Raw genomic sequence first — 22359 nt, 5'->3', positions numbered from 1 at the left:
GCCTTTGCTTGGGGGGCGCCAGATTACAGCGAGACGCCGCGCTTCCAGGGGATGAAGTCGTACTGGGCGAGTTCCACGGCGCGGGGGGCGTAGCGCCCCGACGCGGTGTCGATACACAGCCGCAGCAGGCGGTCGGCCAGCTCGTCGATGCTCGCCTCGCCGCGGATGATGGGGCCGGCATCGAAGTCGATCACGTCCTGCATGCGCTCGGCCAGTTCGCTGTTGCTCGAGATCTTGAGCACCGGGGTGATGGGGTTGCCGGTGGGCGTGCCCAGTCCGGTGGTGAAGAGGATCAGGTTGGCGCCGGAGCCGGCCAGGGCGGTGGTGGACTCCACGTCGTTGCCCGGAGAGCAGAGCAGGTTGAGGCCTGCCCGGGTGTGAGGCTCGGTATAGTCGAGCACATCCACCACCGGGCTGTCGCCACCCTTCTTGGCGGCGCCGGCCGACTTCATGGCATCGGTGATCAGGCCGTCGCGAATGTTGCCCGGGGAGGGGTTCATGGAGAAGTCCGCCCCCACCCGGGCGGCGTGGCGCTGGTAGGCCTCCATCAGCGCCCGGAAGCGCTCGGCCACGGCGTCGTCGCGGCAGCGGGCGATCAGCTCGTGCTCCACCCCGCACAGCTCGGGGAACTCGCTGAGGATGCCGCTGCCCCCGAGCGCGACCAGCCGATCGACCACGGCGCCCACCAGCGGGTTGGCGGAGAGGCCGGAGAAGCCGTCGGAGCCGCCGCACTCCACGCCCAGGGTCAGCGCCGAGAGCGGCGCCGGGGCGCGCTCGACCCGGTTGGCCTCGGCCAGGCCATCGAAGATGGTGGTCAGCGCCTCGCGGATCAGCGCCGATTCGCTCGTGCTCGCCTGCTGCTCCAGGTAGTGCACCGGGCGCAGCCCGCCGGGGTCGTGCTCTGCCACCGCCTCCTTGAGCATGTCGATCTGCGCCTTCTGGCAGCCCAGGCTAAGCACCGTGGCGCCGGCCACGTTGGGGTGGCAGATGTAGCCGGCCAGCAGGCGGCACAGCGCCAGGGCGTCGTCGTCGGTGCCGCCGCAGCCCAGGGTGTGGGTCAGGAAACGCACCCCGTCGACGTTGGGAAAGAGCCGCTCGCCGGCAGGCTCGGCGGGGGCCGTGCCGGCGGCACCATGGAGCAACTCGCGGGCCATGCGTTTGTAGTCGCGGTAGGGGTCCTCGCCCAGGGCGTCGGCCACGCACTGGCGCAGCACCTCGATGTTGCGGTTCTCGCAGAACACCAGCGGCACCACCAGCCAGACGTTGGCGGTGCCGACGCCGCCGTCGGGGCGGTGATAGCCATCGAAGGTCACGCCCTCGAACGCCGTCACCTCGGGAGCGCGCCATTCGCCGCGGCGGGCCTGGGGCTCGGTGGTGGCGGTGCTGTGCTCGGTGTTGTCGGTGGTGATGGCCGCCCCCGCGGCGATGGGCCGCGTGGCGCGGCCCACCGTGACGCCGTACATGATCACGGTGTCACCGGGGGCCATGTCGTGCAGGGCAAACTTGTGCTTGTGGCGGATCGGCTCGGCCAGGCGCAGCCGGCGCCCGTCATCGTCGATCTCGCTGCCGGCGGGCAGGTCCTTGAGGGCGACGCGCACGTTGTCGTCGGCGTGCACGCGCAGGCTGGCCAGCTGGCCGTGTTCACTGGCGATGGTCTGGGGCATGGACGGCCTCCGCTTCGGCGTGTTCCGGAAATTCGAGTTCGATCATCGCCTTGACCACACCGCTGCCGGGGACACACCAGGCGGGCAGGCGGTCGGGCAGGGCGTTGAGTTCGGCGCGGTGGGTGATCATGGCGCTGGCCACAAGGCGGCCCGTCGCCATCAGCCGGCACACCGTGTCGAAGTCCTCGCGGGTGGCGTTGCGGCTGGCGAGCAGGGTCATCTCGCGACCGTGGAAGTCGGGGTCGTGGAAGGCGATGTCGGCCTTGACGATGCTGACCAGCACATAGCGGCCGGCATGGGCGACCAGGTCGAAGCCACGGCGCATGGCGGCGGGGTTGCCGGTGGCGTCGAACACCACGTCGGCCAGTTCGCCGTCGCCGAGGGTAGCCAGGGCGGCGGGGACGTCCTGCTCGGCAGGGTCGAGCGTCACCGTGATGCCCAGCCGTTCGCGGCAGAAGGCCAGCCGCTCGGCGTTGGTGTCGACCATGACCACCCGAGCCCCGCGTTCCCGGGCCAGCTGGGCTACGCCCATGCCGATGGGGCCGGCGCCGACGACCACGGCGAGCTCCCCCTCGTCCAGTTCGCTGCGGCGTACCGCATGGGCGCCGATGGCCAGGCATTCGACCAGGGCTAGCTGGTCGAGGGACAGTGAGGCGTCGCTCACCAGGTGGTCGGCGGGAACCGCCAGGATGTCGCACATGCCGCCATCACGGTGTACCCCGATCACCTGCATCTGGCGGCAGCAGTTGGTGCGGCCCCGGCGACAGGCCCGGCACTCCCCGCAGTGCAGGTAGGGGATGACATAGGCCTGCTGGCCCACCCGCGCCGGGTCGACCCCGTCACCCACCGCGACGATCTCGCCGGCCAGCTCGTGACCGAGCACCCGGGGATAGGTGAAGTAGGGCTGGTTGCCACCATAGGCGTGGATATCGGTGCCGCACACCCCGACCCGGCGGATGCGCAGCAGCGCCTCGCCGGGCCCGCAGGAGGGGGCGGCGCGCTGCTCGAGGGTCAGGCGGCCAGGGGCCTGGCAGACGACGGTACGCATGACGATCTCCGATCAGCGGTCGGGTTCGGCGACAACGGCCTGGTGCTGCTCGCCGAGACCGGCGATGCCCAGGCGCATGCGCTGGCCTGGCCGGAGGTAGGTCGGCGGCTGCTGGCCCATGCCCACCCCGGGCGGGGTGCCGGTAGAGATGACATCGCCCGGCTGCAGGCTCATGAAGCGGCTCAGGTAGCTGATCAGGAAGGGGATGCGGTAGACCATGGTGCGGGTATTGCCGTCCTGGTAGCGGTGGCCGTCTACCTCTAGCCACATGTCCAGCTCATGGGGGTCGGCGATCTCGTCCGGGGTGACCAGCCACGGTCCCAGGGGGCCGAAGGTGTCGCAGCCCTTGCCCTTGTCCCAGGTGCCGCTGCGCTCGAGCTGGAACTCGCGTTCGGAGACGTCGTTGACCACGCAGTAGCCAGCCACATGGTCCATGGCGTCGGCCTCGCTCACGTAGCGGGCCTCCTTGCCGATCACCACGCCCAGCTCCACTTCCCAGTCGGTCTTGGTGGAATCCCGCGGGATGATGACATCGTCGTCGGGCCCGCAGATGGCGCTGGTCCACTTGTTGAAGACCACCGGCTCGGGCGGGACCTCGGCGCCGGTCTCGGCGGCGTGGTCGGAGTAGTTGAGGCCGATGCAGATGAACTTGCCGACCCGGCCGACACAGGGGCCGAGGCGGGTATCTGTCGGGACCTTGGGCAGGCGAGAGGCGTCGAGCTCGGCCAGTCGGGCCAGCAGGTCGCGGTCGAGGTGGCGCCCATCCAGGTCCGGCAGGTGGGCCGAGAGGTCGCGGATCACTCCGTCGGCGTCGAGCAGGCCGGGTTTCTCGTGGCCCGGGGGGCCGAAGCGCAACAGTTTCATGAGCTCTCCTTAGTGGTTTTGTGATTCGCTGTTCGTGATTCGCTGCTGGTGAATCGGTGTTCGTGACGCGTTGCTACTTGTTCCGTCGGTCGCTTCAGATCAGCCAGCCGCCGTCGATCACCTGGGCGGTGCCGGTGGTGTAGGCGGACTCGTCCGCGGCCAGGTAGGTGGCCAGGGCGGCGATCTCTTCTGACGTGCCCAGGCGACCCAGCGGCTGGCGGGCGAGGAACTCGGCCTGAACCTCGGCCTCCGGGCGACCCTGCTGGTGTGCCTGCGCCTGGATACGTTGGCGCAGCGAGGGAGAGTCCACGGTGCCGGGGCAGATGGCGTTGCAGCGAATGCCCCGGTCGATGAAGTCGGCGGCAATCGACTTGGTCAGGCCGATCACCGCGGCCTTGGTGGTGCCGTAGGCGCAGCGGTTGGGCACGCCCTTGAGGCTCGAGGCCACCGAGGCCATGTTGATGATGCTGCCGCCGCCGTGGTCGATCATGGCCGGTAGCAGGACGCGGGTCAGCCGCGCCATGGCGGTGACGTTGAGCGCCATCGACAGTTCCCAGTCGTCGTCGGTGCCGGTCAGCAGCGAGCCGCTGGCCACGAAGCCGGCACAGTTGAAGAGCACGTCCAGGGGCGGCAGCTCGGCCGCCAGCGCGGTCACGGCCGCGGCATCCAGCACGTCCAGGCGGCGGGTCTCGATCCCTTCCCGTCCTTCCAGTGCCTTGAGCTTGTCACCGTCGATGTCGGTGGCGATGACCCGGGCGCCCTCCGCTGCGAAGCGCAGCGCGGTGGCGTGGCCGATGCCCTGGCCGGCGGCGGTGATCAGGGCCGTCTTGTCCTTCAATCGCATCTTTCGGGCGTCCTCGGCGGGTGTCGGATGGCGGAGCCGTCCTGGATTTTATGGTATGACAGGATGCTAGGATGATGGTCGGTCAGAGTATGGCCCAGTTTCTGGGGGCTTGCCAATCGGGCTCGTGGCCTCATCCACTCGACCGAGTCACCAAAAAGGCGGCCCGCAGGCCGCCAAGCACCATCGTCATTCTCTTGCTGTTTCGTTCATTCACGCTTGCCGTCGACCAGGCGGCTCACGCCGAGCGGGTTGCCGTCCTGGAGTGACTCGGGCAGCAGGCCGGCCGGCAGGTTCTGGTAGCACACCGGGCGCAGGAAGCGGTGGATGGCCGCGCTGCCCACCGAGGTGGTTCGAGCGTCTGAGGTGGCGGGGAAGGGGCCACCGTGGACCATGGCGTGACACACCTCGACCCCGGTGGGCCAGCCGTTGGCCAGGATGCGTCCGGCCTTGCGCTCGAGTACCGGGAGCAACGCACGGGCGGCCTCCAGATCACCGTCGTCCATCTGCAGAGTGGCGGTGAGCTGGCCCTCCAGATGCTCGGCTACGGCCGTGACCTGATCGAGGTCGTCACACTCGACCACCAGCGACGCCGCGCCAAAGACCTCGGCCTGCAGTGTGTCGCTCTTGAGGAAATCATCCGCCGAGGCGGCAAACAGCGCCGGCTGACAGGCACAGGGTCCGTCGCCCAGCGGACCGCGGGCGATCTCGCGAGCTTCGCCCACCAGGGCGCCCACGCCATCCTGGTAGGCAGCGTGGATCCCTGGGGTGAGCATGGTCTGGGCCGCACTGCCCATGATGGCTTCCCCGGCGGCTTCGATGAAGGCATCTAGGGCCTGGCCCTTGATGCCGATCACCAGCCCCGGGTTGGTGCAGAACTGGCCGGCGCCCATGTTCAGCGAGCCAACGAAGCCTTCGGCGATTGCCTGGCCCCGCGCCGCCAGTGCCTCCGGGAACAGAAACACCGGGTTGATGGAGCTCATCTCGGCGTAGACCGGGATCGGCTGCGGCCGCGCCTGGGCGGTGGCCAGCAGCGCCAGGCCGCCGGCGCGGGAGCCGGTGAACCCCACCGCCTGGATGCGCGGGTCGGCGACCAGCGCCTGGCCGATCTCCTTGCCGGCGCCGAACAGCAGCGAGAAGACCCCCTCGGGGAGCTGGCAGCGGGTCACGGCCGCCTGCACGGCACGGCCCACCAGCTCGGAGGTGCCGGGATGAGCGGAATGGGCCTTGACCACCACGGGGCAGCCGGCGGCCAATGCCGAAGCGGTGTCGCCCCCGGCTACGCTGAAGGCCAGCGGGAAATTGGAGGCGCCGAACACCGCTACGGGGCCCAGGGCCACGTGGCGTTGGCGCAGATCGACCCGCGGCAGTGGCTGGCGATCGGGAAGCGCGGGGTCGATGCGCACATCAAGCCACTCGCCGGCACGTACCACGCCGGCAAACAGGCGCAGCTGGCCGCAGGTGCGGCCGCGCTCGCCCTCGATCCGCGCCCGGGGCAGGCCGGTCTCGGCCATGGCGCGGGTGATCAGCTCATCACCGATGGCCTCGATCTCGGCGGCAATGGCCTCGAGAAAGGCCGCCCGCACCTCCGGCGAGGTCTCGCGGTAGGCGGCGAAGGCCTCCTCGGCAAGCTGGCAGGCCCGGGCGACCGCGTGGCGGTCCAGGCCCGGATAGCCGGGGGCGAGGGCCTCGCCACTGGCCGGGTCGATGGCGTGGATCATGGCCTGATCGCCGGTAACGGCCTCGCGGCCGATCAGGGAAGTGCCTTGCAGTGTCATGGGGACTCCTTCTGGGAAGTTCGGCTTCTCGAAAATTCGGCTTCTCGGGGATACGGCTTGTGGTACCAGGGCAGGCGTGCTACCTATCATGTCATCATACAGCCCTACACTAGGGCAATTCTCGCCGTCACGCCATTGACCGGCCACACGGCCCCGATCAGTCGGAGTTCCCATGTCACCTACTCGTCCCCGAGTCCGCCCGGACCAGCTACGGTCCCGCTGGTGGTTCGACAATCCCGACCATCCCGGCACCACCGCCCTGTGCATCGAGCGCTACATGAACCAGGGCATCACCCTGGAGGAACTCACCGGGGGCCGGCCGATCATCGGCATCTGCCAGTCGGGCTCCGACCTGACGCCCTGTAACCGACACCACATGGAACTCGCCAAGCGGGTCAAGGAAGGCATCCGCGCCGCCGGCGGCGTGCCCTTCGAATTCCCCATGCATCCTATCCACGAGAACGTGCGCCGGCCCACGGCGGCGCTGGATCGCAACCTGGCCTATCTGGGGCTGGTGGAGGTACTTCATGGTTATCCGCTTGATGGCGTGGTGCTGACCACCGGCTGCGACAAGACCACCCCGGCGGCGCTGATGGCCGCGTCGACGGTGAACATTCCGGCCATCGTGCTTTCCGGGGGACCCATGCTCAACGGCTGGCACGGCGCCGAGCGCGTCGGCTCGGGCACCATCGTCTGGGAGATGCGCCGCCGGCTGGCCGCCGGCGACATCGACTACGCCGAGTTCCTGTCGCGCATTACCGAGTCCGCCCCTTCGGTGGGTCACTGCAACACCATGGGCACCGCCTCGACCATGAACTCCTTGGCCGAGGCGCTGGGCATGAGCCTGCCCGGTTCGGCGATGATCCCGGGCCCTTACAAGGAGCGTGCCATGGTCGCTTACCAGACCGGCGAGCGGATCACCGAGATGGTCTGGGAGGATCTTAGGCCCAGCGACATCCTCACCCGGGAAGCCTTCGAAAACGCCATCGTGACCTGCTCGGCGCTTGGGGGCTCCTCCAATGCGCCCATCCATATCAATGCCATCGCGCGGCACGCCGGGATCGAACTGGACAACGACGACTGGCAGCGTCTGGGGTATGCGGTTCCGCTGCTGGCCAACGTCATGCCCGCCGGGGCCTACCTCGGCGAGGAGTTCCACCGTGCCGGGGGCGTGCCGGCGGTGATGCATGAGCTGCTTGAGGCCGGCCGGCTCCACGGCGAGGCGCTCACGGTCAACGGGCAGCCGATGGCCGTCAACCTGGCGGGGCGCGAGACCCGGGACCCCGAGGTGATCCGCCGCTACGCCAATCCGCTGGTGGAGCACGCCGGATTCCTCAACCTCAAGGGCAACCTCTTCGACTCGGCGCTGATGAAGACCAGCGTCATTTCTGCGGATTTTCGTGAGCGCTTCCTCAGTGACCCGGAGGATCCCGAGGCCTTCGAGGGCCGGGTGGCGGTGTTCGATGGCTCGGAGGATTACCATGCGCGTATCGATGACCCGAGTCTCGGCATCGATGAGCACACCATCCTGGTGATGCGTGGGGCCGGTCCGGTAGGGCATCCCGGCGGTGCCGAGGTGGTGAACATGCAGCCGCCGGAGGCGCTGATCAGGCGCGGCATCGAATCGCTACCCTGCCTGGGGGACGGCCGCCAGTCGGGCACCTCGGGGTCGCCGTCGATCCTCAACGCCTCGCCTGAGGCGGCGACCGGCGGCGGCCTGGCCTTGCTGGAGAGCGGTGACCGGCTGCGCATCGACCTGCGCCAGGGAGAGGTGATGTTGCTGATCGACGAGGCCGTGCTCGCGGCGCGGCGGCAGCGGCTGGAGGCGCAGGGGGGCTATCGCTACCCCGAGCACCAGACCCCATGGCAGGAGATTCAGCGTTCGATGGTCGAGCCGCTGGACCGCGGCATGACCCTGGCGCCGGCCACCCGGTACCGGGACGTGGCGCGCCACAGCCCGCCTCGCGACAACCACTGAACGGGGCGGTGCCGATCGAGCACCGCGCCGGGAGCCTCACCCATGCCGCATCCAGTCGTTTTGCCTGCGGGGCCCCGGGCGGGCACCCTGCGCATCGTCCATCTCGGGCTCGGGGCCTTTCACCGCGCCCACCAGGCGGTCTACCTGGAGCGCTACCGCCAACGCAGCGGCGATGCCTCCTGGGGCATCTGCAGCGCCAATCTGCGCTCGAGCATCGCCCTGGTGGATGGCCTGCGTGAGGCGGACCATCGCTATCACGTGGCCCAGTTCACCGACAGCGAGACCGTCACCCTACGCGAGGTCGGGGTGATCGAGGAGGCCCTGTTCACCGGCCGAGACGCCGAAGGGCGATGGGGTCGCGACCTCGAGGCCCTGCTGGCGCGGCTCGCCGACCCCGAGACCCGGCTCGTCACCCTCACCGTCACCGAGAAGGGCTACTTCCTCAACCCGGCCAGCGGCATGCTGCTCGCCGACGACCCCATGATCGCCGCCGACATCGCCGACCCCGCACGGCCGCGCACCGCGCCGGGGATCCTGGTGGCGGCGCTGGCGCGACGCCGCGTGCGGGGGATCGCGCCCTTCACGGTGCTCTCCTGCGACAACATGCCGGACAACGGTCGGTGCGCCCGCCATGCGGTGGTCCAGCTCGCCGAGCGCCAGGACGCCACCCTGGCGGCCTGGATCGAGCGCGAGGGGGCCTTCCCCAGCAGCATGGTCGACGGCATCGTGCCGGCCATGACCGAGGCCGATTTCACCAGGCTCTCGGCGCTGAGGATCGATGACCCTAACGCCGTGGTGGCCGAGGCCTACCTCCAGTGGGTGGTGGAGGATGACTTCCCCCTGGGGCGCCCGGACTGGGCGGCAGACGGCGTGGAGATGGTCGCCGACGTCGCCCCCTTCGAAGCCATGAAGCTGCGCCTGCTCAACGGCAGCCACTCGTTGCTGGCCTACTTGGGGGCTCCCGAGGGCATCGAGACCGTCTACGAGGCGGTGAGCCGGGACGATCTGAGGAGACTGCTGCGCCGTTACATGCTGGAGGAGGCGGCGCCGACTCTTGTCATGCCCGAGGGCACCGACCTGAAAACCTACGCCGTATCGCTGCTGGCGCGCTTCGCCAACGACAGCCTGCGCCACCGCCTGCACCAGATCGCCATGGACGGCAGCCAGAAGCTGCCTCAGCGCTGGTTGATCGGTACCTCGGCACGCCGAGAAAAAGGCTGGGAATCGCCTTGTATTGCCCTGGGCCTGGCGGGCTGGATCCGCTATACCGCCGGTCGGGACGCCCGCGGCAACGCCTACGTGGTAGACGATCCCCTGGCGGGGCGGTTTGTCGACCTGCACGCCCGTCACGGGCAGGTGCCCGAGGCGCTGGTCGGTGCCTTCCTGGCCATGGATGATGTCGTCCCGTCGGCGCTGGCGACGGATGCCGACTTCGCCGAGGCGGTGCTCGCCGCCTACCGCCGACTGACCGAGCAGGGGCTCGAGGCAGCGCTTGCCTACCTGACGTAGGGGCCAGGCGCCGCTCCGCCAGTCCGGCGAGCGTTCCCGTCGGTCAGCGAGCCAACCAGCCGCCGTCCACCGCCAGCGCATGGCCGTTGACGTAGGCGGCGGCGTCGGAGCAGAGGAAGATCGCCGCGCCGGCCAGGTCCTCGGGGGTCCCCCAGCGCCCGGCGGGGATCCGCGCCAGGATCTCGGCGCTGCGGTCGGGGTCCTCGCGCAGCGCCTGGGTGTTGTCGGTGGCCATGTACCCGGGGGCGATGGCGTTGACGGTGATCCCATGGGTCGCCCATTCGTTGGCCAGTAAACGGGTCAGGCCGAGCAGGCCGCTCTTGCTGGCGGTATAGGAGGGCACGCGAATCCCGCCCTGGAAAGAGAGCACCGAGGCGACGTTGACGATGCGGCCGGGGGCCCGGCGCGCCACCAGGTGGCGGGCCACCGCCTGGGCCAGGAAGAAGGCCGCCTTGAGGTTGACGTCCACCACCGCGTCCCAGTCCGCCTCGCTGAACTCCAGGGCGGGGGCGCGGCGAATGGTGCCGGCATTGTTAACCAGGATATCCAGCTTGCCGGCGACGCCCAGGGCCTGTTCGACGATCTCGGCCGGCGCGTCACGGCCAAGTTCTGCCTCGACCCCGGTATAGCGTCGCCCCAGGGCTTCGATGCGCTCGCGGGTCTCCGCGGCGTCGCGGCGGGTGACGCCGACGATGTCGGCGCCGGCCTCGGCCAGCGCGATGGCCAGCCCCTGACCGAGCCCCTTGTTGCAGCCGGTGACCATGGCCACGCGGCCGTCCAGCGAGAAGCGCGTCATGCGGGCCTCCAGGCGGCCTCGTTGACTAGGCTGATCGGACGCTCGCCGTTGAGTGCCAGGATGAGGTTGTCCACGGCGCGCTGGGCCATGGCGGTGCGCGTCTCGTGGGTGGCCGAGCCGATGTGGGGCAGGGCCACCACGTTGGTCATGTGGGGCAGCGGTGATTCCGGAGACAGCGGCTCCTGCTCGAAGACATCCAGTCCGGCGGCGCGGATGCGCCCCATCTCCAGCGCCTCAATCAGCGCCGCCTCGTGGACCACCTTGCCGCGGGCGATGTTGACGAAGATGGCCGAGGGCTTCATCAAGGCAAACTCGCGCTCGCCGATCAGGTGCTCGGTCTCGGCGGTGAGCGGGACGGTGACGCAGACGAAGTCCGACTCGGTGAGCAGTGCGTCCAGCTCGCAGCGCTGGGCCCCCAACTCCGCCTCCAGCGCCGGCTTGGGCGATGCATTGGAATAGAGCACGCGCATGCCGAAGCCCAGCGCACCGCGACGGGCGATAGCGGCACCGATGCGCCCGAAGCCGATCATGCCGAGGGTCTTGCCGTGGACGTCGCTGCCGAAGTGCTCGGGCCCCACGCCGGCCTGCCAGTCGCCGCGCTTGAGCCACTCGGCCAGCTCGATGGCGCGCCGTGCTGCGGCCATCACCAGCAGGAAACCGGTATCGGCGGTGGTCTCGGTCAGCACGTCCGGCGTGTTGCAGAGCAGGATGCCGCGTCGGGTCAGCTCATCGACCGGGTAGTTGTCGTAGCCCACCGAGATGGTGGCGATGGCCTCCAGCTTTGGGGCCGCATCCAGCAACTCGGGGGTGACGGTCAGGCTGGCACCGATCAGGCCATGGGCACCCGGCAGCGCGGCGCGGAAGTCGGGATCATCGGCGGATGCTAGGTCGCGGAAGGTCTGGACCTCGAACTGTTCGGCGAGCTGGGCCAGCTGGGCCTCGTTGAGTCGGCCATAGGCCAGAACACGCTTCTTCATGGGTCAGGCTCCTTGGAGGCGATGGGCGGGGTGTCTATCGAGAAGGCAGTTTAGCTTCAAGTTCCGTGAGGCGGGCGCGATTGGGGAGCCCTTCCATGTCACCCACCACCTGCACGGCCAGCGAGCCGACCAGGTTGCCGCGGCGGACGGCCTCCCTGGGCGAGCGACCGTCGAGCAGTGCGCTGACCACCCCCACGGCGAAGGCGTCGCCGGCCCCCACCGTATCCACCACCTCAGCCACTGCAAAGCCCGGCAGGGTAAAGCTCTCCAGCTGGCCACCCAAGAGGCCGCGATAGTAGCTGCCCTCGGGCCCCAGCTTGATGATCACGGCCTTGGCGCCGCGATCGAGATAGAAGTCGGCGATCGCCTCGGGGCTGTCGCGTCCGGTGAGCAGCCGCCCCTCGGCGAGGCCAGGTAGCACCCAGTCGCTATGCGAGGCCAGCTCGTTCAAGGTGTCGCGCATATCGGCCTCGCTCGACCACAGGCTGGGCCTCAGGTTGGGATCGAAGGAGACGCTGGCGCCGGCGTTGCGAGCCTGAGTGATCATGTGTCGGGAGAGCTCCCGAGCGCTGGAGGAGAGCGCGGGAGGAATGCCGGTGGCATGGAGGTGGCGCAAGGCGGCGAAGTCGACGCCGTCGGTATCCCCCAGGGCCAGGCAGCTGGCGGCGCTGCCGCGGCGGAAGTAGGTGACGCGGGGGTCGGCACCGCCCTCGGCGCGCTCCTTGAAGAGCAGGCCGGTGGGATGGTCGGGGTCCACCCGCAGGTGGCGACAGTCCAGCCCCTCGGCCTCCAGGGTGCGGCGGATGAAGGTGCCGAAGCCGTCGCTGCCCACCCGGCTCAGCCAGCCGACATGAAAGCCCAGCCGGGCCAGGCCGATCGCCACGTTGGTGTCGGCGCCGGCGATGCGGCGCTGGAAGCGCTCCACATCGGCCAGCTCCCCGGGGCTTTCGGCGACAAACATCGCCATGGCCTCGCCGAAGGTGAGGAGTTCGGGGCTGGGCGTCTGGGGCTGCGTCATGCGGTGCCTCGTGTGAGCGGAAAGGGTGTCGTGATATCGGCGGAAAGGAAGGCCGGCCTTGCCGCCGTCCTGCCTCAAGCCGAACGGCGGATGGAGCCTATGGCGATCAGGGTCGGTGCGTGGCGTCGTGCTGCGACCGTTGAGGCGCCCTCATGGGCAGGCTCAGCCAACAGGCCCTGCATGGCGTCGCGGCCGATGGAGTCGGTGGGTCGGTACAGCGTGGAGGTCGGCGACCAGCATGCCGATCAACCGCGAGCCCCCGCCCTTGAGGCTTCGGGCGAGCTTATTGGGCTGGTACCCCAGGTGGCGTGCCGCCTCGGCGATGCGCTGCTGAAGCTCGCCGAGGCGCTGGCGTTCACTGCCGAAATAGCGCGAGACGCTGGTCTTGGAGGCACCTGCGGCGCGAGAGACATCGAGAATGGTGCTGCGCAGTGATGGATTCATTGGCTCAATGACTCGATGGAACCGTTACCATAGCAGTCAACGCCGTGTTTTTCGTCCGTCATGCACCGCCCAAAAGGCAGCTTTGACTTTCACGAAGCGTGAGACCGCGAAGGTGAAGTCGAATTCTGACGTAGAGTCCGGCCTCAATTGTGCCCCGGATGCAGGGGGAGGGGATGAAAACCCATTATCCCCTCCGGGGGATAATTGACGGGTCATCCTAGCCGCGGCGCCAGCCCCGCCGCGGCCACCAGCGCCCGGGTGTAGTCGCTGCTCGGGTTCTCGAGCACCGCGAGGCAGTCGCCGCTCTCCACCACCTCACCCTCCTTGAGCACCATGATGCGGTGCGCCATGGCGCGCACCACGGCGAGGTCGTGGCTGATGAAGAGGTAGCTCAGGCCGCGGCGGGCCTGGAGGTCGCGCAAGAGCGCCACCAGCTGCTTCTGCACGGTGCGGTCCAGCGCCGAGGTGGGCTCGTCGAGCACCAGCAACTCGGGCTCGAGGATGATCGCCCGGGCCACGGCGATGCGCTGGCGCTGGCCGCCGGAGAATTCGTGGGGGTAGCGGTCGGCGCAGTCCTCGGGCAGCCCCACCTCGGTAAGCGTGGCGGCCACGCGGCGGGCGACCTCGTCGGGGGATAGCTCGGGGTGGTGGAAGCGCAGCCCCTCGCTGACGATCTCGGAGACGGGAAGACGCGGGGAGAGCGAGCCGAAGGGGTCCTGGAAGACGATCTGGAAGCGCTGGCGCATGCGGCGCAGGGCGGCGCCGGTGAGGGTATCCAGGCGGGTGTCGCCGAAGGTGATCTCGCCGCGGCTCTGAGTGAGGCGCAGCAGCGCCAGCGCCAGGGTGGTCTTGCCGGAGCCCGACTCGCCGACGATGCCGAGGGTCTCCCCCGGCGCCAGGGTGAGCGCCAGCGGCCTGACCGCCTCGAAGGCCGGCGGGCGCTTCATGAAGAGCTTCTTGGGGCGCTGGAAGCTGACGCCGAGGCCGGAGGCGCTGATCAAGGGGGCACCCCGGAGCACCGGCCCCGGGCGCCCCACGGGCTCGGCGTCGAGCAGGGTGCGGGTGTAGGCGCTGGAAGGCGCGTCGAATACCCGAGCCACCGGCCCGGTCTCCTGCTCGCGCCCCTGGTAGAGCACGCAGACCCGGTCGGCGTGGCGGCGTACCAGGTTGAGGTCGTGGGTGATGAAGAGCATGCCCATGCCGTGGCGGTCGCGCAGCTCGGCGAGCAGTGCCAGGATCTCCTGCTGCACGGTGACGTCGAGCGCCGTGGTGGGCTCGTCGGCGATCAGGAGCTCCGGGTCGTTGGCGATGGCCATGGCGATCATCACCCGCTGGCGCTGCCCGCCGGAGAGCTGGTGGGGCCAGGCGTCGATCAGCTCCACGGGGCGCGGTAGCTTCACCTGGCCAAGCAGCTCGATGATGCGAGCGCGGGCGGCCCGCCCCGAGAGCCCCTGGTGTAGGCGCAGGGTCTCGCCGATCTGCTTGCCCACGGTATGCAGCGGGTTCAGCGAGGTCATCGGCTCCTGGAAGACGAAGCCCACCCGGCCGCCGCGCAGCCCCTGCCAGTCGCGGCGTTTCAGGCGGCCAAGGTCGGTGTCGCCGAGCCGGCGGGTGCCGCTGACCGCGGCGTTGCCCGGCAGCAGGTCCATGGCGCCCAGCGCCGAGACCGACTTGCCGGAGCCGGACTCGCCCACCAGGGCCAGGGTCTCGCCACGGTTCACGGTGAGCGTGAGGCGGTCCACCACGGTGACGCCGTCGAAGGCGACGGAAAACTCCTCGAGGCGCAGCAGCGGGGAGCGGGACGGGGCATCAGGCATCGGTCTGGCTCCGGGCGGGCGAGGTGGGCGACCCGGCGGCGGGCACCGGGGTGGCGGCATGGCGCACGTGGCGGGGGTCGAAGGCGTCGCGCAGCCCCTCGCCGATGAACACCAGCAGCGAGAGCATCAGCGACAGGCTGACGAAGGCGGTGATGCCGAGCCAGGGGGCGTGCAGGTTGTTCTTGCCCTGAGCCACCAGCTCGCCCAGCGACGGCGAGCCCGGGGGCAGTCCGAAGCCCAGGAAATCCAGGGCGGTAAGGGTGGTGATGGCCCCGGTGAAGAGGAAGGGCACGAAGGTGAGGGTGGCCACCATGGCGTTGGGCAGCACGTGGCGCCACATGATCAGCCGCGGCGGCAGCCCCATGGCCCGGGCGGCACGCACGTACTCCAGATTGCGGGCGCGCAGGAACTCGGCGCGCACCACGTCGACCAGCCCCAGCCAGGAGAAGAGCAACATGATGCCGAGCAGCCACCAGAAGCCGGGCTGCACGAAGCTCGCCAGGATGATCAGCAGGAAGAGCACCGGCAGCCCCGACCAGATCTCGGTGAAGCGCTGGCCGATCAGGTCGGTCCTGCCGCCGAAGTAGCCCTGGATGCCGCCCACCAGCACCCCCATCACCAGCGAACCGGCGGTGAGCACCAGGGCGAAGGCCACCGAGAGGCGGAAGCCGTAGATCACCCGGGCGAGCACGTCGCGCCCCTGGTCGTCGGTGCCGAGCCAGTGGCGCCCATCCGGTGGGGCCGGCGACGGGCGCATCATCTGCATGTCCAGGGTCTGGTAGGAGAAGGGGACCGGCGGCCAGAGCGCCCAGCCGTGCTCGGCGATCTGGGCCTGGACGAAGGGGTCGTGGTAGTCGGCGGTGGTGGGGAGGAAGCCGCCGAACTCGGTCTCGGGGTAGTCGACCAGCAGCGGCACGTACCACTGGCCGTCGTAGCGCATCACCAGCGGCTTGTCGTTGGCGATCAGCTCGGCGCCGAGGCTCACCACGAAGAGCGCCAGGAACACCCACAGCGAGACCCTGGCGCGGCGGTTGGCCTTGAACACCGCCAGGCGGCGGCGGGTGATGGGGGAGAGAGGCTTGAAAAGCGCGGTCATCGGCTCACGACTCCCGTGTCTCGAAGTCGATGCGCGGGTCCACCCACACATAGGTCAGATCGGAGATCAGCTTCAGCAGCAGGCCGATCAGCGTGTACAGGTACAGCGTGCCGAAGATCACCGGGTAGTCGCGCTGCATCACCGCCTCGAAGCCGAGCAGCCCCAGCCCCTCGAGCGAGAAGATCACCTCGATCAAGAGCGACCCGGTGAAGAAGATGGCGATCAGCGCGCCGGGCAGGCCGGCGATGATGATCAGCATGGCGTTGCGGAAGACGTGGCCGTAGAGCACGCCGCCGTCGCTTGCCCCCTTGGCCCGGGCGGTGAGCACGTACTGCTTGTGGATCTCGTCGAGGAAGCTGTTCTTGGTCAGCATGGTGAGGGTGGCGAAGCTGCCGATGGTCATCGCCACCACCGGCAGGGTGATGTGCCAGGCGTAGTCCTTCACCTTGCCCCAGGTGGAGAGCTCGTGGAAGTCCGGCGAGGTCAGTCCGCGCAGGGGGAAGAGGTCCCAGTAGCTGCCCCCGGCGAAGAGCACGATCAGCAGGATCGCGAACAGAAAGCCCGGGATGGCGTAGCCGACGATCACCAGCCCCGAGGTCCAGACGTCGAAGCGCGAGCCGTGATGGAGCGCCTTGCGGATGCCGAGCGGGATCGAGATCAGGTAGACCAGCAGGGTGGTCCAGAGCCCCAGGGAGATCGATACCGGCAGCCGCTCGATCATCAGTTCCACCACCGGTCGGTCGCGGAAGAAGCTCGTGCCGAAGTCGAAGGTGGCGTAGTCGCGCATCATGCCGAGGAAGCGCACGTGGGCGGGCTGGTCGAAGCCGAACTGCGCCTCGAGCTGCTCGATGAAACGGGGGGCGATGCCCCGTGCCCCGCGAGACTCGTCGCGCACCATCACCTCGCCGCCGGCCTCCAGCCGGGTGCTGGCCATGGCGTCGGCGCCCTCGAAGCGGGCCAGCATCTGGTCGATGGGCCCGCCCGGGGCGGCCTGCACGATGATGAAGTTGAGCAGCATGATCCCGATCAGGGTCGGGATCATCAGCAGCAGGCGGCGCAGGATATAGCGGCTCACGATGGGGTGTCCTTTTGCATATCAGGCTCTGGCATCTCGGGCTTGGCGACATCGCCAGCCGCGTCAGCGGCGGCGCAGGCGCTGGTTGATCTCGGCTTCGCGTTCGGCGTTCACCCACCAGGCGGCCAGGTCCATGCCGTAGGCCGGGAAGGGCTCGGGCCAGCCGAACTTGTCCCAGATGGCGATGCGGGTCTCGCCAGAGTGGTAGTGGGGGATCATCGGGAAGCGCCACAGCAGTACCCGATCCAGGGCGCGGGCGGTGACGTTGAGCGCCTCGCGGCTGTCGGCGCGGATCAGCCGCTCCACCAGGTCGTCCACCACCGGGTCGGCCAGTCCCATCAGGTTGCGGCTCTGGGGCGTCTCGGCGGCGGCGCTGGTCCAGAAGTCGCGCTGCTCGTTGCCGGGGTTGTTCGACTGGGGGAACTGTCCCACGGTGATGTCGAAGTCGAAGCTGCGCAGGCGGTTGAGGTACTGGTTGATGTCGACGATGCGGATGCTGCCCTGGATGCCCAGGCGCGCCATATTGCGCAGCATCGGCTGGGTGACCCGCTCCATGCCGGTGTCGAAGAGCAGCACCTCCACGCTCAGCGGCTGGCCGGTCTCGGCGTGGACCAGGCGATTGCCCTCTACTTCGTAGCCCGCCTCGCGCAGCAGGTCCAGCGCCAGGCGCAGCCGTTCGCGCAGCTCCAGCGGGTGCTCGTGGGGCACCGGCTCCCGGAAGAGCCGCTCGGGTAGCAAGTCCCGCCAGGGCTCCAGCAGGGCCAGCTCCTCGCCCTCCGGCAGCCCGTCGGCTGCCATCTCGGAGTTCTGGAAGTAGCTCTCGGTGCGCCGGTAGGCGTCGTAGAAGAGGTTGGCGTTGAGCCAGGGGAAGTCGAAGGTGAGCGAGAGCGCCTCGCGTACCCGAGGGTCGTCGAACTTGTCGCGGCGCAGGTTGAAGACGAAGGCCTGCATGCGGGCCGGCTGGCCGTCCGGTACCGCCAGACGGCGCACCAGGCCGTCGCGGTAGGCGGGGAAGTCATAGCCGATGGCCCAGGTGGCGGCGCGAGCGTCGATACGGTAGTCCAGGACCCCGGCCTTGAAGGCCTCCCAGGCGATGTCGCGGTCGCGGTAGTAGTCGTAGACTAGCCGGTCGATGTTGTGGCGCCCGCGCTTCACCGCAAGGTCCTGCCCCCAGTAGTCGGGATCGCGCTGGTAGACGATGCGCCGGCCCGGGTCCACCTCGGCGATGCGGTAGGGGCCGGAGCCCGGGTGGGCGGCGAGGCTCGGCGCGGTGAAGTCGCGCTCCTCCCAGTAGTGCCTGGGCAGCACCGGCAGCTGGCCGACGATCAGCGGCAGCTCCCGGGAGTGCACCTCCGCGAAGTCGAAGCGCACGGTGCGCTCGTCCAGGGCCGTGACGCTCTCCACGTCGGCGTAGTAGGCGCCATAGAAGGGGTTTCCCTGCTCGGTGAGCAGCTCGAAGCTGTAGACCACGTCGTCGGCGGTGACCGGCGTGCCGTCGTGGAAGCGCGCCTCGGGGCGCAGGTCGAACTCGATCCAGTTGCGCTCGGGGTCGAGGCGCATGCCCTCGGCCAGCAGGCCATAGACCGAGAAGGGCTCGTCGGGGTTGCCCTCCACCAGGGTGTCATAGATCTCGAAGAGCCCCGCCGCCGGGGTGCCACGGATGATGAAGGGGTTGGTGGAGTCGAAGCTGCCGCCCACCGCGGCCTGGGTCAGGGTGCCGCCCCGGGGAGCCTCGGGATTGACGTGGGGGAAGTGAGGGAAGTCCGCCGGCAGCGCCGGCTCGTCATAGAGCGCCAGGCCGTGGACGGTGGGGGTCTGATCCAGCGCCATCGGGTCCGGTGAGGCCGCCACCGCGGCAGCGGTCGTCAGCAGCCAGACGAGGGCCAGGGAGGCGGCCAGGGGCAGGCGGCACAGGGCTACGGGCATCGGCGACATCCTTGGTCGGTGGAAGCCGGCCCGCGGGGCCGGCATCGGTCGGCCAATAAGGTGTCAGGCCCCGGGCGGCTTGGCAAGCCTGCCGCCGCTCGGGGCGCCCTGCCTATCGGGAGGCGAGGCTCTGGCGGGGCAGGTCGAGGACCTGGCCAGGCTGGAGGATGTCGCCGTTGAGCCCATTGGCCTGGCGGATCTGGGTGACGCTCACGCCCTCGCGAGAGGCGATGGCCGAGAGGCTGTCACCCTGCTGCACCACGTAGCGGCCTTCGCCGCTGCCGACCGGTGAGGCGGGGGTCTCCAGGCGGGCCATCAGGGTGTCGGCGCGGTCGGCGGGCACCAGCAGGACCCGGGCCTGGTTAGGGTTGGCGGTGCCGTTGCGCAGTGCCGGATTGAGCTCGGCCAGCTCGCCACGGCTGGCGCCCGAGAGGCGGGCGGCCTCGTCCAGGGCCAGGGGGCGATCCACGGGGATCTTGGCAAATGCCGGCGCGTCCTCGATCTCGGGGAGGGCGACCCGGTATTGGTCAGGATCGTTGATGATGGCGGCGATGGCCTTGAGCTTGGGCACGTAGTTCATGGTCTCCCGGGGCAGGGAGAGGCTCCAGTAGTCGCCGGCGTGGCCCTGGGCGATGGCGTTGCGGCGCGACCGGTTCACAGTGCCGGCACCGGCGTTGTAGGCGGCCAGCGACAGCTCAAGGTCGCCGTCGTACCACTGGTCGGCCTGCAGCTCCAGGTAGTCCAGGGCGGCGCGGGTGGAGGCGACCACGTCCAGTCGACCGTCATAGCCGTTGCCTCGGCGCAGGCCCAGGGCGTCACCGGTGCCGGGCATGAACTGCCACAGGCCGGCGGCGCCGCGGTGGCTGCGGGCGGTCGGGTCGAACGAGCTCTCGACGAAGGGGATCAGGGCGATCTCGCCGGGCAGGCCGCGCTCCTCCACCTGCTCGACGATCCAGGCCAGCCAGGGGCGGGCGCGCTCGGTGATCTCGACGATGTTATGGGGGCTCTGGCGATAGTACTCGATCCACTCCTGGACCCGGGGCTCGTCGAGGCTCTCCTGCCACTGGAAGCTGGCACGCAGCCGGCTCCAGGCGTCGCGGGGCTCGAGGGCCAGGGCATCCCAGAAGTGCTGTTCTGCCGGCAGCCGTTGGGCCTCGGCTGTCTGCGGGGGGGCAGTGGTGCCCTTGAGGGCGTTCTGGCGCTGTTCGGGGCTCAGGGTGGCGGCCTGGCTGTAGACGCCGCTGGCCAGCAGCGAGCCGATCAGGGCCGTGGTGCTGGCGAAGCCGATCAACCTGCGTCGCTTGGTGTGGTAGGTCATCCGGAAGGGTTCCTCCTGGTCGTGAGCGGTCCCGCCGACAGCGGGGCAATCCGCATGACGTCCAATCGGGGCTGTATCAAAAGGTGTCTTTCCAGCTGCGCAGCGTGGCGAAGGTGGCCGATTCGCTGTCGGTGTCGCCATGGGCCGAGGCCGCCTGGCGTACGCCGGCATCCCGGCAGCGCAGGAAAGGATTGATGCGCTTCTCGCGGGCCAGGGTGCTCGGTAGCGTGGGGCGATCGAGCTCCCGGGCACGCTGGCACTCCTCCATGGCCTTGGCCACATCCGGATTGTGAGGATCCGCGGCCAACGCGAAGCGCAGGTTGGCCAGGGTGTATTCGTGGGCGGCGAATACCAGGGTGTCGTCGGGCAGCGCCGCGAGCTTGCCGAGTGAGGTGTGCATCTGCTCGGGGGTGCCCTCGAAGAGCCGGCCGCAGCCGGCGCTGAACAGGGCATCGCCGCAGAACAGCAGCGGCGGGATGCCAGCGGTGAAGAAGGCGATATGATCGAGGGTGTGCCCGGGTACCTCGTGCACCTCGAACAGCCTGCCCAGGGCGCGGAATTCGTCACCCTGGCCGACCCGCTCGTCGATGCCGGCAATCTTCGGGTTGTCGGGGCCGATGACCCGCGGCGCATAGCGTTCGATCAGCTCGGGCAGGCCGCCGGTGTGATCCTGATGGTGATGGGTGATCAGTACCGTGGAGAGGGTCAGTCCCTCCCGCTCGATCAGCTCGATCACCGGGGCGGCATCACCCGGGTCGACCACGCAGATTTCGGAGTTCGTGTCCTGGCGCAGCAGCCAGATATAGTTGTCGCCAAACGCGGGAATCGGTGTCACGCTCAACATGGGCATGGCGTCCTGAATGGGCATGAACGGGTCGCAAAATCCGCCCAGAATGGAGGAACCTGCTGCCAATGTCAATTTCCCCCACACTTTCGTCCCTGGCCGCGCTGGTGCGGGACGGGCGCCGCTTCTGGGCCACGCCCGGCGGCCAGGCGGCGCGCCAGGCCGAGCGCGCCTGTCTGGGGCCGGTGTGCGAGCGGCTGTTCGGCGGGCACAGCCTCGAGCTGGGCATGAGCGGAGCGCTGGCGGACATGTGTCCGGTGCGCCATCCCATGGCCTGGGCCCCGACCCGGGAGCTGGCCGAGCATCCCGCCACCCTGATCTGCCCCCTTGACGCCCTGCCGTTGCCCGACAGCTGCCTGAGCCTGGTGGTGATCCACCACCTGCTCGAGGTGGCGCCCGACCCCCACCGCACGCTGCAGGAGGCCGCCCGGGTGACCCGCAACGACGGTCGGCTGATCATCTTCGGCTGGATGCCCCTCTCGCCGGGGGCCCTGCCGCGGGTGTGGCCCGGCCGGCGGCGGCGGCTGCCCTGGCGCGGCCACTGGCGCACGCCGGCTCGCCTGCGCGACTGGCTGGCATTTGTCGACTTCGAGATCGAGCGGGTAGACTACTGCGGCTTTCATCTGCCCGGCGGCATGCCCCGCAACGCCTCCCTCGAAACCCTCGGGCGGCGGCACAACCTGCCGCTCGGCGATAGCTACATGATCCAAGCGAGCCGACGCCCCCAGCTGGCCCAGCGCCAGGGGAGCTCGCTCGGCTTTGCCAGGCCCTTCGGTGGCTCGGCGCTGGGTGCGACCCGGCTCGGCCAGTCGCGTTGGCTGCCCGAGCCATGCCCTCCAAACGACCAGGAAAGGATGACAGAGGTTGACTGAGACGCTGACCGAGACAGGGGCCGACGCCCTGCCCGAGGTGATCATCTATACCGACGGCGCCTGCCGCGGTAATCCCGGCCCCGGCGGCTGGGGCGCCGTGCTCAGGAGCGGACAGCACGAGAAGGCGCTGAACGGTTTTGAGCCCCGCACCACCAACAACCGCATGGAGCTGATGGCTGCGATCATGTCGCTGCGCGAGCTCAAGCGGCCCTGTCGGGTGCAGCTGTGGACCGACTCCGAGTATCTGCGTCGCGGCATCACCGAGTGGATCCACAACTGGGTCAAGCGGGGCTGGAAGACGGCCGGCAAGCAGCCGGTGAAGAACGCAGAGCTGTGGCGCGAGCTGCTCGAGGAGACCCACCGCCATCGCATCGAGTGGCACTGGGTCAAGGGCCACAGCGGCCACCCGGGCAACGAACGCGCCGATGCGCTTGCCAACGAGGCCATCGATGCGGCGCTCTCCCGGGCCTGAGCCAGTCGCCTTCCTCCCCCTC

At 69.4% G+C, this 22359-nt stretch carries 19 protein-coding genes; 4 read left to right on the top strand and 15 right to left on the bottom strand.

Annotated features, from left to right (window positions below; all coding sequences use genetic code 11):
• Positions 1-23 precede the first annotated feature (23 nt).
• The 5 genes from D1793_RS04785 to D1793_RS04765 form a co-directional block, all read right to left on the bottom strand.
• Entirely contained in the window at positions 24-1664 is a 1641-nt protein-coding gene (locus D1793_RS04785) for an altronate dehydratase family protein (protein WP_119021127.1), read from the bottom strand.
• A complete protein-coding gene (locus D1793_RS04780) occupies positions 1642-2712 on the bottom strand; it encodes a zinc-binding alcohol dehydrogenase family protein (RefSeq protein WP_119021126.1) in 1071 nt (356 codons plus the stop codon). The genes D1793_RS04785 and D1793_RS04780 overlap by 23 nt, the downstream gene beginning before the upstream one ends.
• Positions 2713-2724: 12 nt before the next feature.
• A complete protein-coding gene (locus tag D1793_RS04775) occupies positions 2725-3576 on the bottom strand; it encodes a fumarylacetoacetate hydrolase family protein (protein ID WP_119021125.1) in 852 nt (283 codons plus the stop codon).
• Positions 3577-3670: 94 nt separating this feature from the next.
• Positions 3671-4420, bottom strand: coding sequence for an SDR family oxidoreductase (locus D1793_RS04770; protein ID WP_119021124.1), 750 nt, complete (start codon positions 4418-4420; stop codon positions 3671-3673).
• A gap of 206 nt (positions 4421-4626) precedes the next feature.
• Positions 4627-6195: an aldehyde dehydrogenase (NADP(+)) gene (locus D1793_RS04765; RefSeq protein ID WP_119021123.1), complete on the bottom strand. Its 1569-nt coding sequence runs from the start codon at positions 6193-6195 to the stop codon at positions 4627-4629.
• 172 nt (positions 6196-6367) lie between these two features.
• Here D1793_RS04765 and D1793_RS04760 point away from each other — a divergent pair, with 172 nt between their 5' ends.
• Both D1793_RS04760 and D1793_RS04755 read left to right on the top strand, forming a co-directional pair.
• A complete protein-coding gene (locus D1793_RS04760) occupies positions 6368-8173 on the top strand; it encodes an IlvD/Edd family dehydratase (protein ID WP_119021122.1) in 1806 nt (601 codons plus the stop codon).
• A gap of 42 nt (positions 8174-8215) precedes the next feature.
• Positions 8216-9682 carry a mannitol dehydrogenase family protein gene (locus D1793_RS04755; protein WP_119021121.1) on the top strand — a complete coding sequence of 489 codons (1467 nt, stop codon included), beginning with the start codon at positions 8216-8218 and terminating at the stop codon, positions 9680-9682.
• A 43-nt stretch (positions 9683-9725) separates the two neighbouring features.
• Here D1793_RS04755 and kduD read toward each other — a convergent pair whose 3' ends face one another.
• The 10 genes from kduD to gloB all read right to left on the bottom strand — a co-directional run bounded on the left by kduD (position 9726) and on the right by gloB (position 20993).
• Positions 9726-10478 (bottom strand): 2-dehydro-3-deoxy-D-gluconate 5-dehydrogenase KduD, encoded by a 753-nt coding sequence (gene kduD, locus D1793_RS04750; protein ID WP_119021120.1) that lies wholly within the window; start codon positions 10476-10478, stop codon positions 9726-9728.
• On the bottom strand, positions 10475-11455 hold the full coding sequence (locus tag D1793_RS04745; RefSeq protein WP_119021119.1) for a D-glycerate dehydrogenase: 981 nt from the start codon (positions 11453-11455) through the stop codon (positions 10475-10477). The genes kduD and D1793_RS04745 overlap by 4 nt, the downstream gene beginning before the upstream one ends.
• Before the next feature lie 34 nt (positions 11456-11489).
• A complete protein-coding gene (locus tag D1793_RS04740) occupies positions 11490-12473 on the bottom strand; it encodes a sugar kinase (RefSeq protein ID WP_119021118.1) in 984 nt (327 codons plus the stop codon).
• 162 nt (positions 12474-12635) lie between these two features.
• On the bottom strand, positions 12636-12917 hold the full coding sequence (locus tag D1793_RS04735; protein WP_119021117.1) for a LacI family DNA-binding transcriptional regulator: 282 nt from the start codon (positions 12915-12917) through the stop codon (positions 12636-12638).
• A 212-nt stretch (positions 12918-13129) separates the two neighbouring features.
• A complete protein-coding gene (locus D1793_RS04730; RefSeq protein WP_119021116.1) occupies positions 13130-14734 on the bottom strand; it encodes a dipeptide ABC transporter ATP-binding protein in 1605 nt (534 codons plus the stop codon).
• Complete coding sequence (locus D1793_RS04725) at positions 14727-15830, bottom strand: ABC transporter permease (protein WP_119021115.1); 1104 nt, start codon at positions 15828-15830, stop codon at positions 14727-14729. Before D1793_RS04725 ends, D1793_RS04730 begins: the two co-directional genes overlap by 8 nt.
• Before the next feature lie 4 nt (positions 15831-15834).
• A complete protein-coding gene (locus tag D1793_RS04720) occupies positions 15835-16905 on the bottom strand; it encodes a microcin C ABC transporter permease YejB (RefSeq protein ID WP_119021114.1) in 1071 nt (356 codons plus the stop codon).
• A gap of 63 nt (positions 16906-16968) precedes the next feature.
• Complete coding sequence (locus D1793_RS04715) at positions 16969-18735, bottom strand: extracellular solute-binding protein (RefSeq protein ID WP_240407818.1); 1767 nt, start codon at positions 18733-18735, stop codon at positions 16969-16971.
• A gap of 208 nt (positions 18736-18943) precedes the next feature.
• A complete protein-coding gene (locus D1793_RS04710) occupies positions 18944-20149 on the bottom strand; it encodes a transglycosylase SLT domain-containing protein (protein WP_119021112.1) in 1206 nt (401 codons plus the stop codon).
• A 76-nt stretch (positions 20150-20225) separates the two neighbouring features.
• Complete coding sequence (gene gloB / locus D1793_RS04705; RefSeq protein ID WP_119021111.1) at positions 20226-20993, bottom strand: hydroxyacylglutathione hydrolase; 768 nt, start codon at positions 20991-20993, stop codon at positions 20226-20228.
• A gap of 68 nt (positions 20994-21061) precedes the next feature.
• Here gloB and D1793_RS04700 point away from each other — a divergent pair, with 68 nt between their 5' ends.
• Together D1793_RS04700 and rnhA are read left to right on the top strand one after the other, a co-directional pair.
• Positions 21062-21865 (top strand): methyltransferase domain-containing protein, encoded by an 804-nt coding sequence (locus tag D1793_RS04700; RefSeq protein WP_119021110.1) that lies wholly within the window; start codon positions 21062-21064, stop codon positions 21863-21865.
• A 4-nt stretch (positions 21866-21869) separates the two neighbouring features.
• Complete coding sequence (rnhA, locus tag D1793_RS04695) at positions 21870-22337, top strand: ribonuclease HI (protein ID WP_119023575.1); 468 nt, start codon at positions 21870-21872, stop codon at positions 22335-22337.
• Positions 22338-22359: the final 22 nt, after the last annotated feature.

It is taken from the genome of Halomonas sp. JS92-SW72, assembly GCF_003547075.1.
Classification (GTDB): Bacteria; Pseudomonadota; Gammaproteobacteria; order Pseudomonadales; family Halomonadaceae; genus Halomonas; species Halomonas alkalicola.
This window is presented reverse-complemented; position numbering and strand designations above follow the sequence as displayed.

What these genes read in the sequence shown, in the direction of transcription:
- D1793_RS04785 (WP_119021127.1), bottom strand. Translation starts at nt 1,664, where the DNA reads ATGCCCCAGACCATCGCCAGTGAACACGGCCAGCTGGCCAGCCTGCGC.
- D1793_RS04780 (WP_119021126.1), bottom strand. Translation starts at nt 2,712, where the DNA reads ATGCGTACCGTCGTCTGCCAGGCCCCTGGCCGCCTGACCCTCGAGCAG.
- D1793_RS04775 (WP_119021125.1), bottom strand. Translation starts at nt 3,576, where the DNA reads ATGAAACTGTTGCGCTTCGGCCCCCCGGGCCACGAGAAACCCGGCCTG.
- D1793_RS04770 (WP_119021124.1), bottom strand. Translation starts at nt 4,420, where the DNA reads ATGCGATTGAAGGACAAGACGGCCCTGATCACCGCCGCCGGCCAGGGC.
- D1793_RS04765 (WP_119021123.1), bottom strand. Translation starts at nt 6,195, where the DNA reads ATGACACTGCAAGGCACTTCCCTGATCGGCCGCGAGGCCGTTACCGGC.
- D1793_RS04760 (WP_119021122.1), top strand. Translation starts at nt 6,368, where the DNA reads ATGTCACCTACTCGTCCCCGAGTCCGCCCGGACCAGCTACGGTCCCGC.
- D1793_RS04755 (WP_119021121.1), top strand. Translation starts at nt 8,216, where the DNA reads ATGCCGCATCCAGTCGTTTTGCCTGCGGGGCCCCGGGCGGGCACCCTG.
- kduD (WP_119021120.1), bottom strand. Translation starts at nt 10,478, where the DNA reads ATGACGCGCTTCTCGCTGGACGGCCGCGTGGCCATGGTCACCGGCTGC.
- D1793_RS04745 (WP_119021119.1), bottom strand. Translation starts at nt 11,455, where the DNA reads ATGAAGAAGCGTGTTCTGGCCTATGGCCGACTCAACGAGGCCCAGCTG.
- D1793_RS04740 (WP_119021118.1), bottom strand. Translation starts at nt 12,473, where the DNA reads ATGACGCAGCCCCAGACGCCCAGCCCCGAACTCCTCACCTTCGGCGAG.
- D1793_RS04735 (WP_119021117.1), bottom strand. Translation starts at nt 12,917, where the DNA reads ATGAATCCATCACTGCGCAGCACCATTCTCGATGTCTCTCGCGCCGCA.
- D1793_RS04730 (WP_119021116.1), bottom strand. Translation starts at nt 14,734, where the DNA reads ATGCCTGATGCCCCGTCCCGCTCCCCGCTGCTGCGCCTCGAGGAGTTT.
- D1793_RS04725 (WP_119021115.1), bottom strand. Translation starts at nt 15,830, where the DNA reads ATGACCGCGCTTTTCAAGCCTCTCTCCCCCATCACCCGCCGCCGCCTG.
- D1793_RS04715 (WP_240407818.1), bottom strand. Translation starts at nt 18,735, where the DNA reads ATGGCGCTGGATCAGACCCCCACCGTCCACGGCCTGGCGCTCTATGAC.
- D1793_RS04710 (WP_119021112.1), bottom strand. Translation starts at nt 20,149, where the DNA reads ATGACCTACCACACCAAGCGACGCAGGTTGATCGGCTTCGCCAGCACC.
- gloB (WP_119021111.1), bottom strand. Translation starts at nt 20,993, where the DNA reads ATGTTGAGCGTGACACCGATTCCCGCGTTTGGCGACAACTATATCTGG.
- D1793_RS04700 (WP_119021110.1), top strand. Translation starts at nt 21,062, where the DNA reads ATGTCAATTTCCCCCACACTTTCGTCCCTGGCCGCGCTGGTGCGGGAC.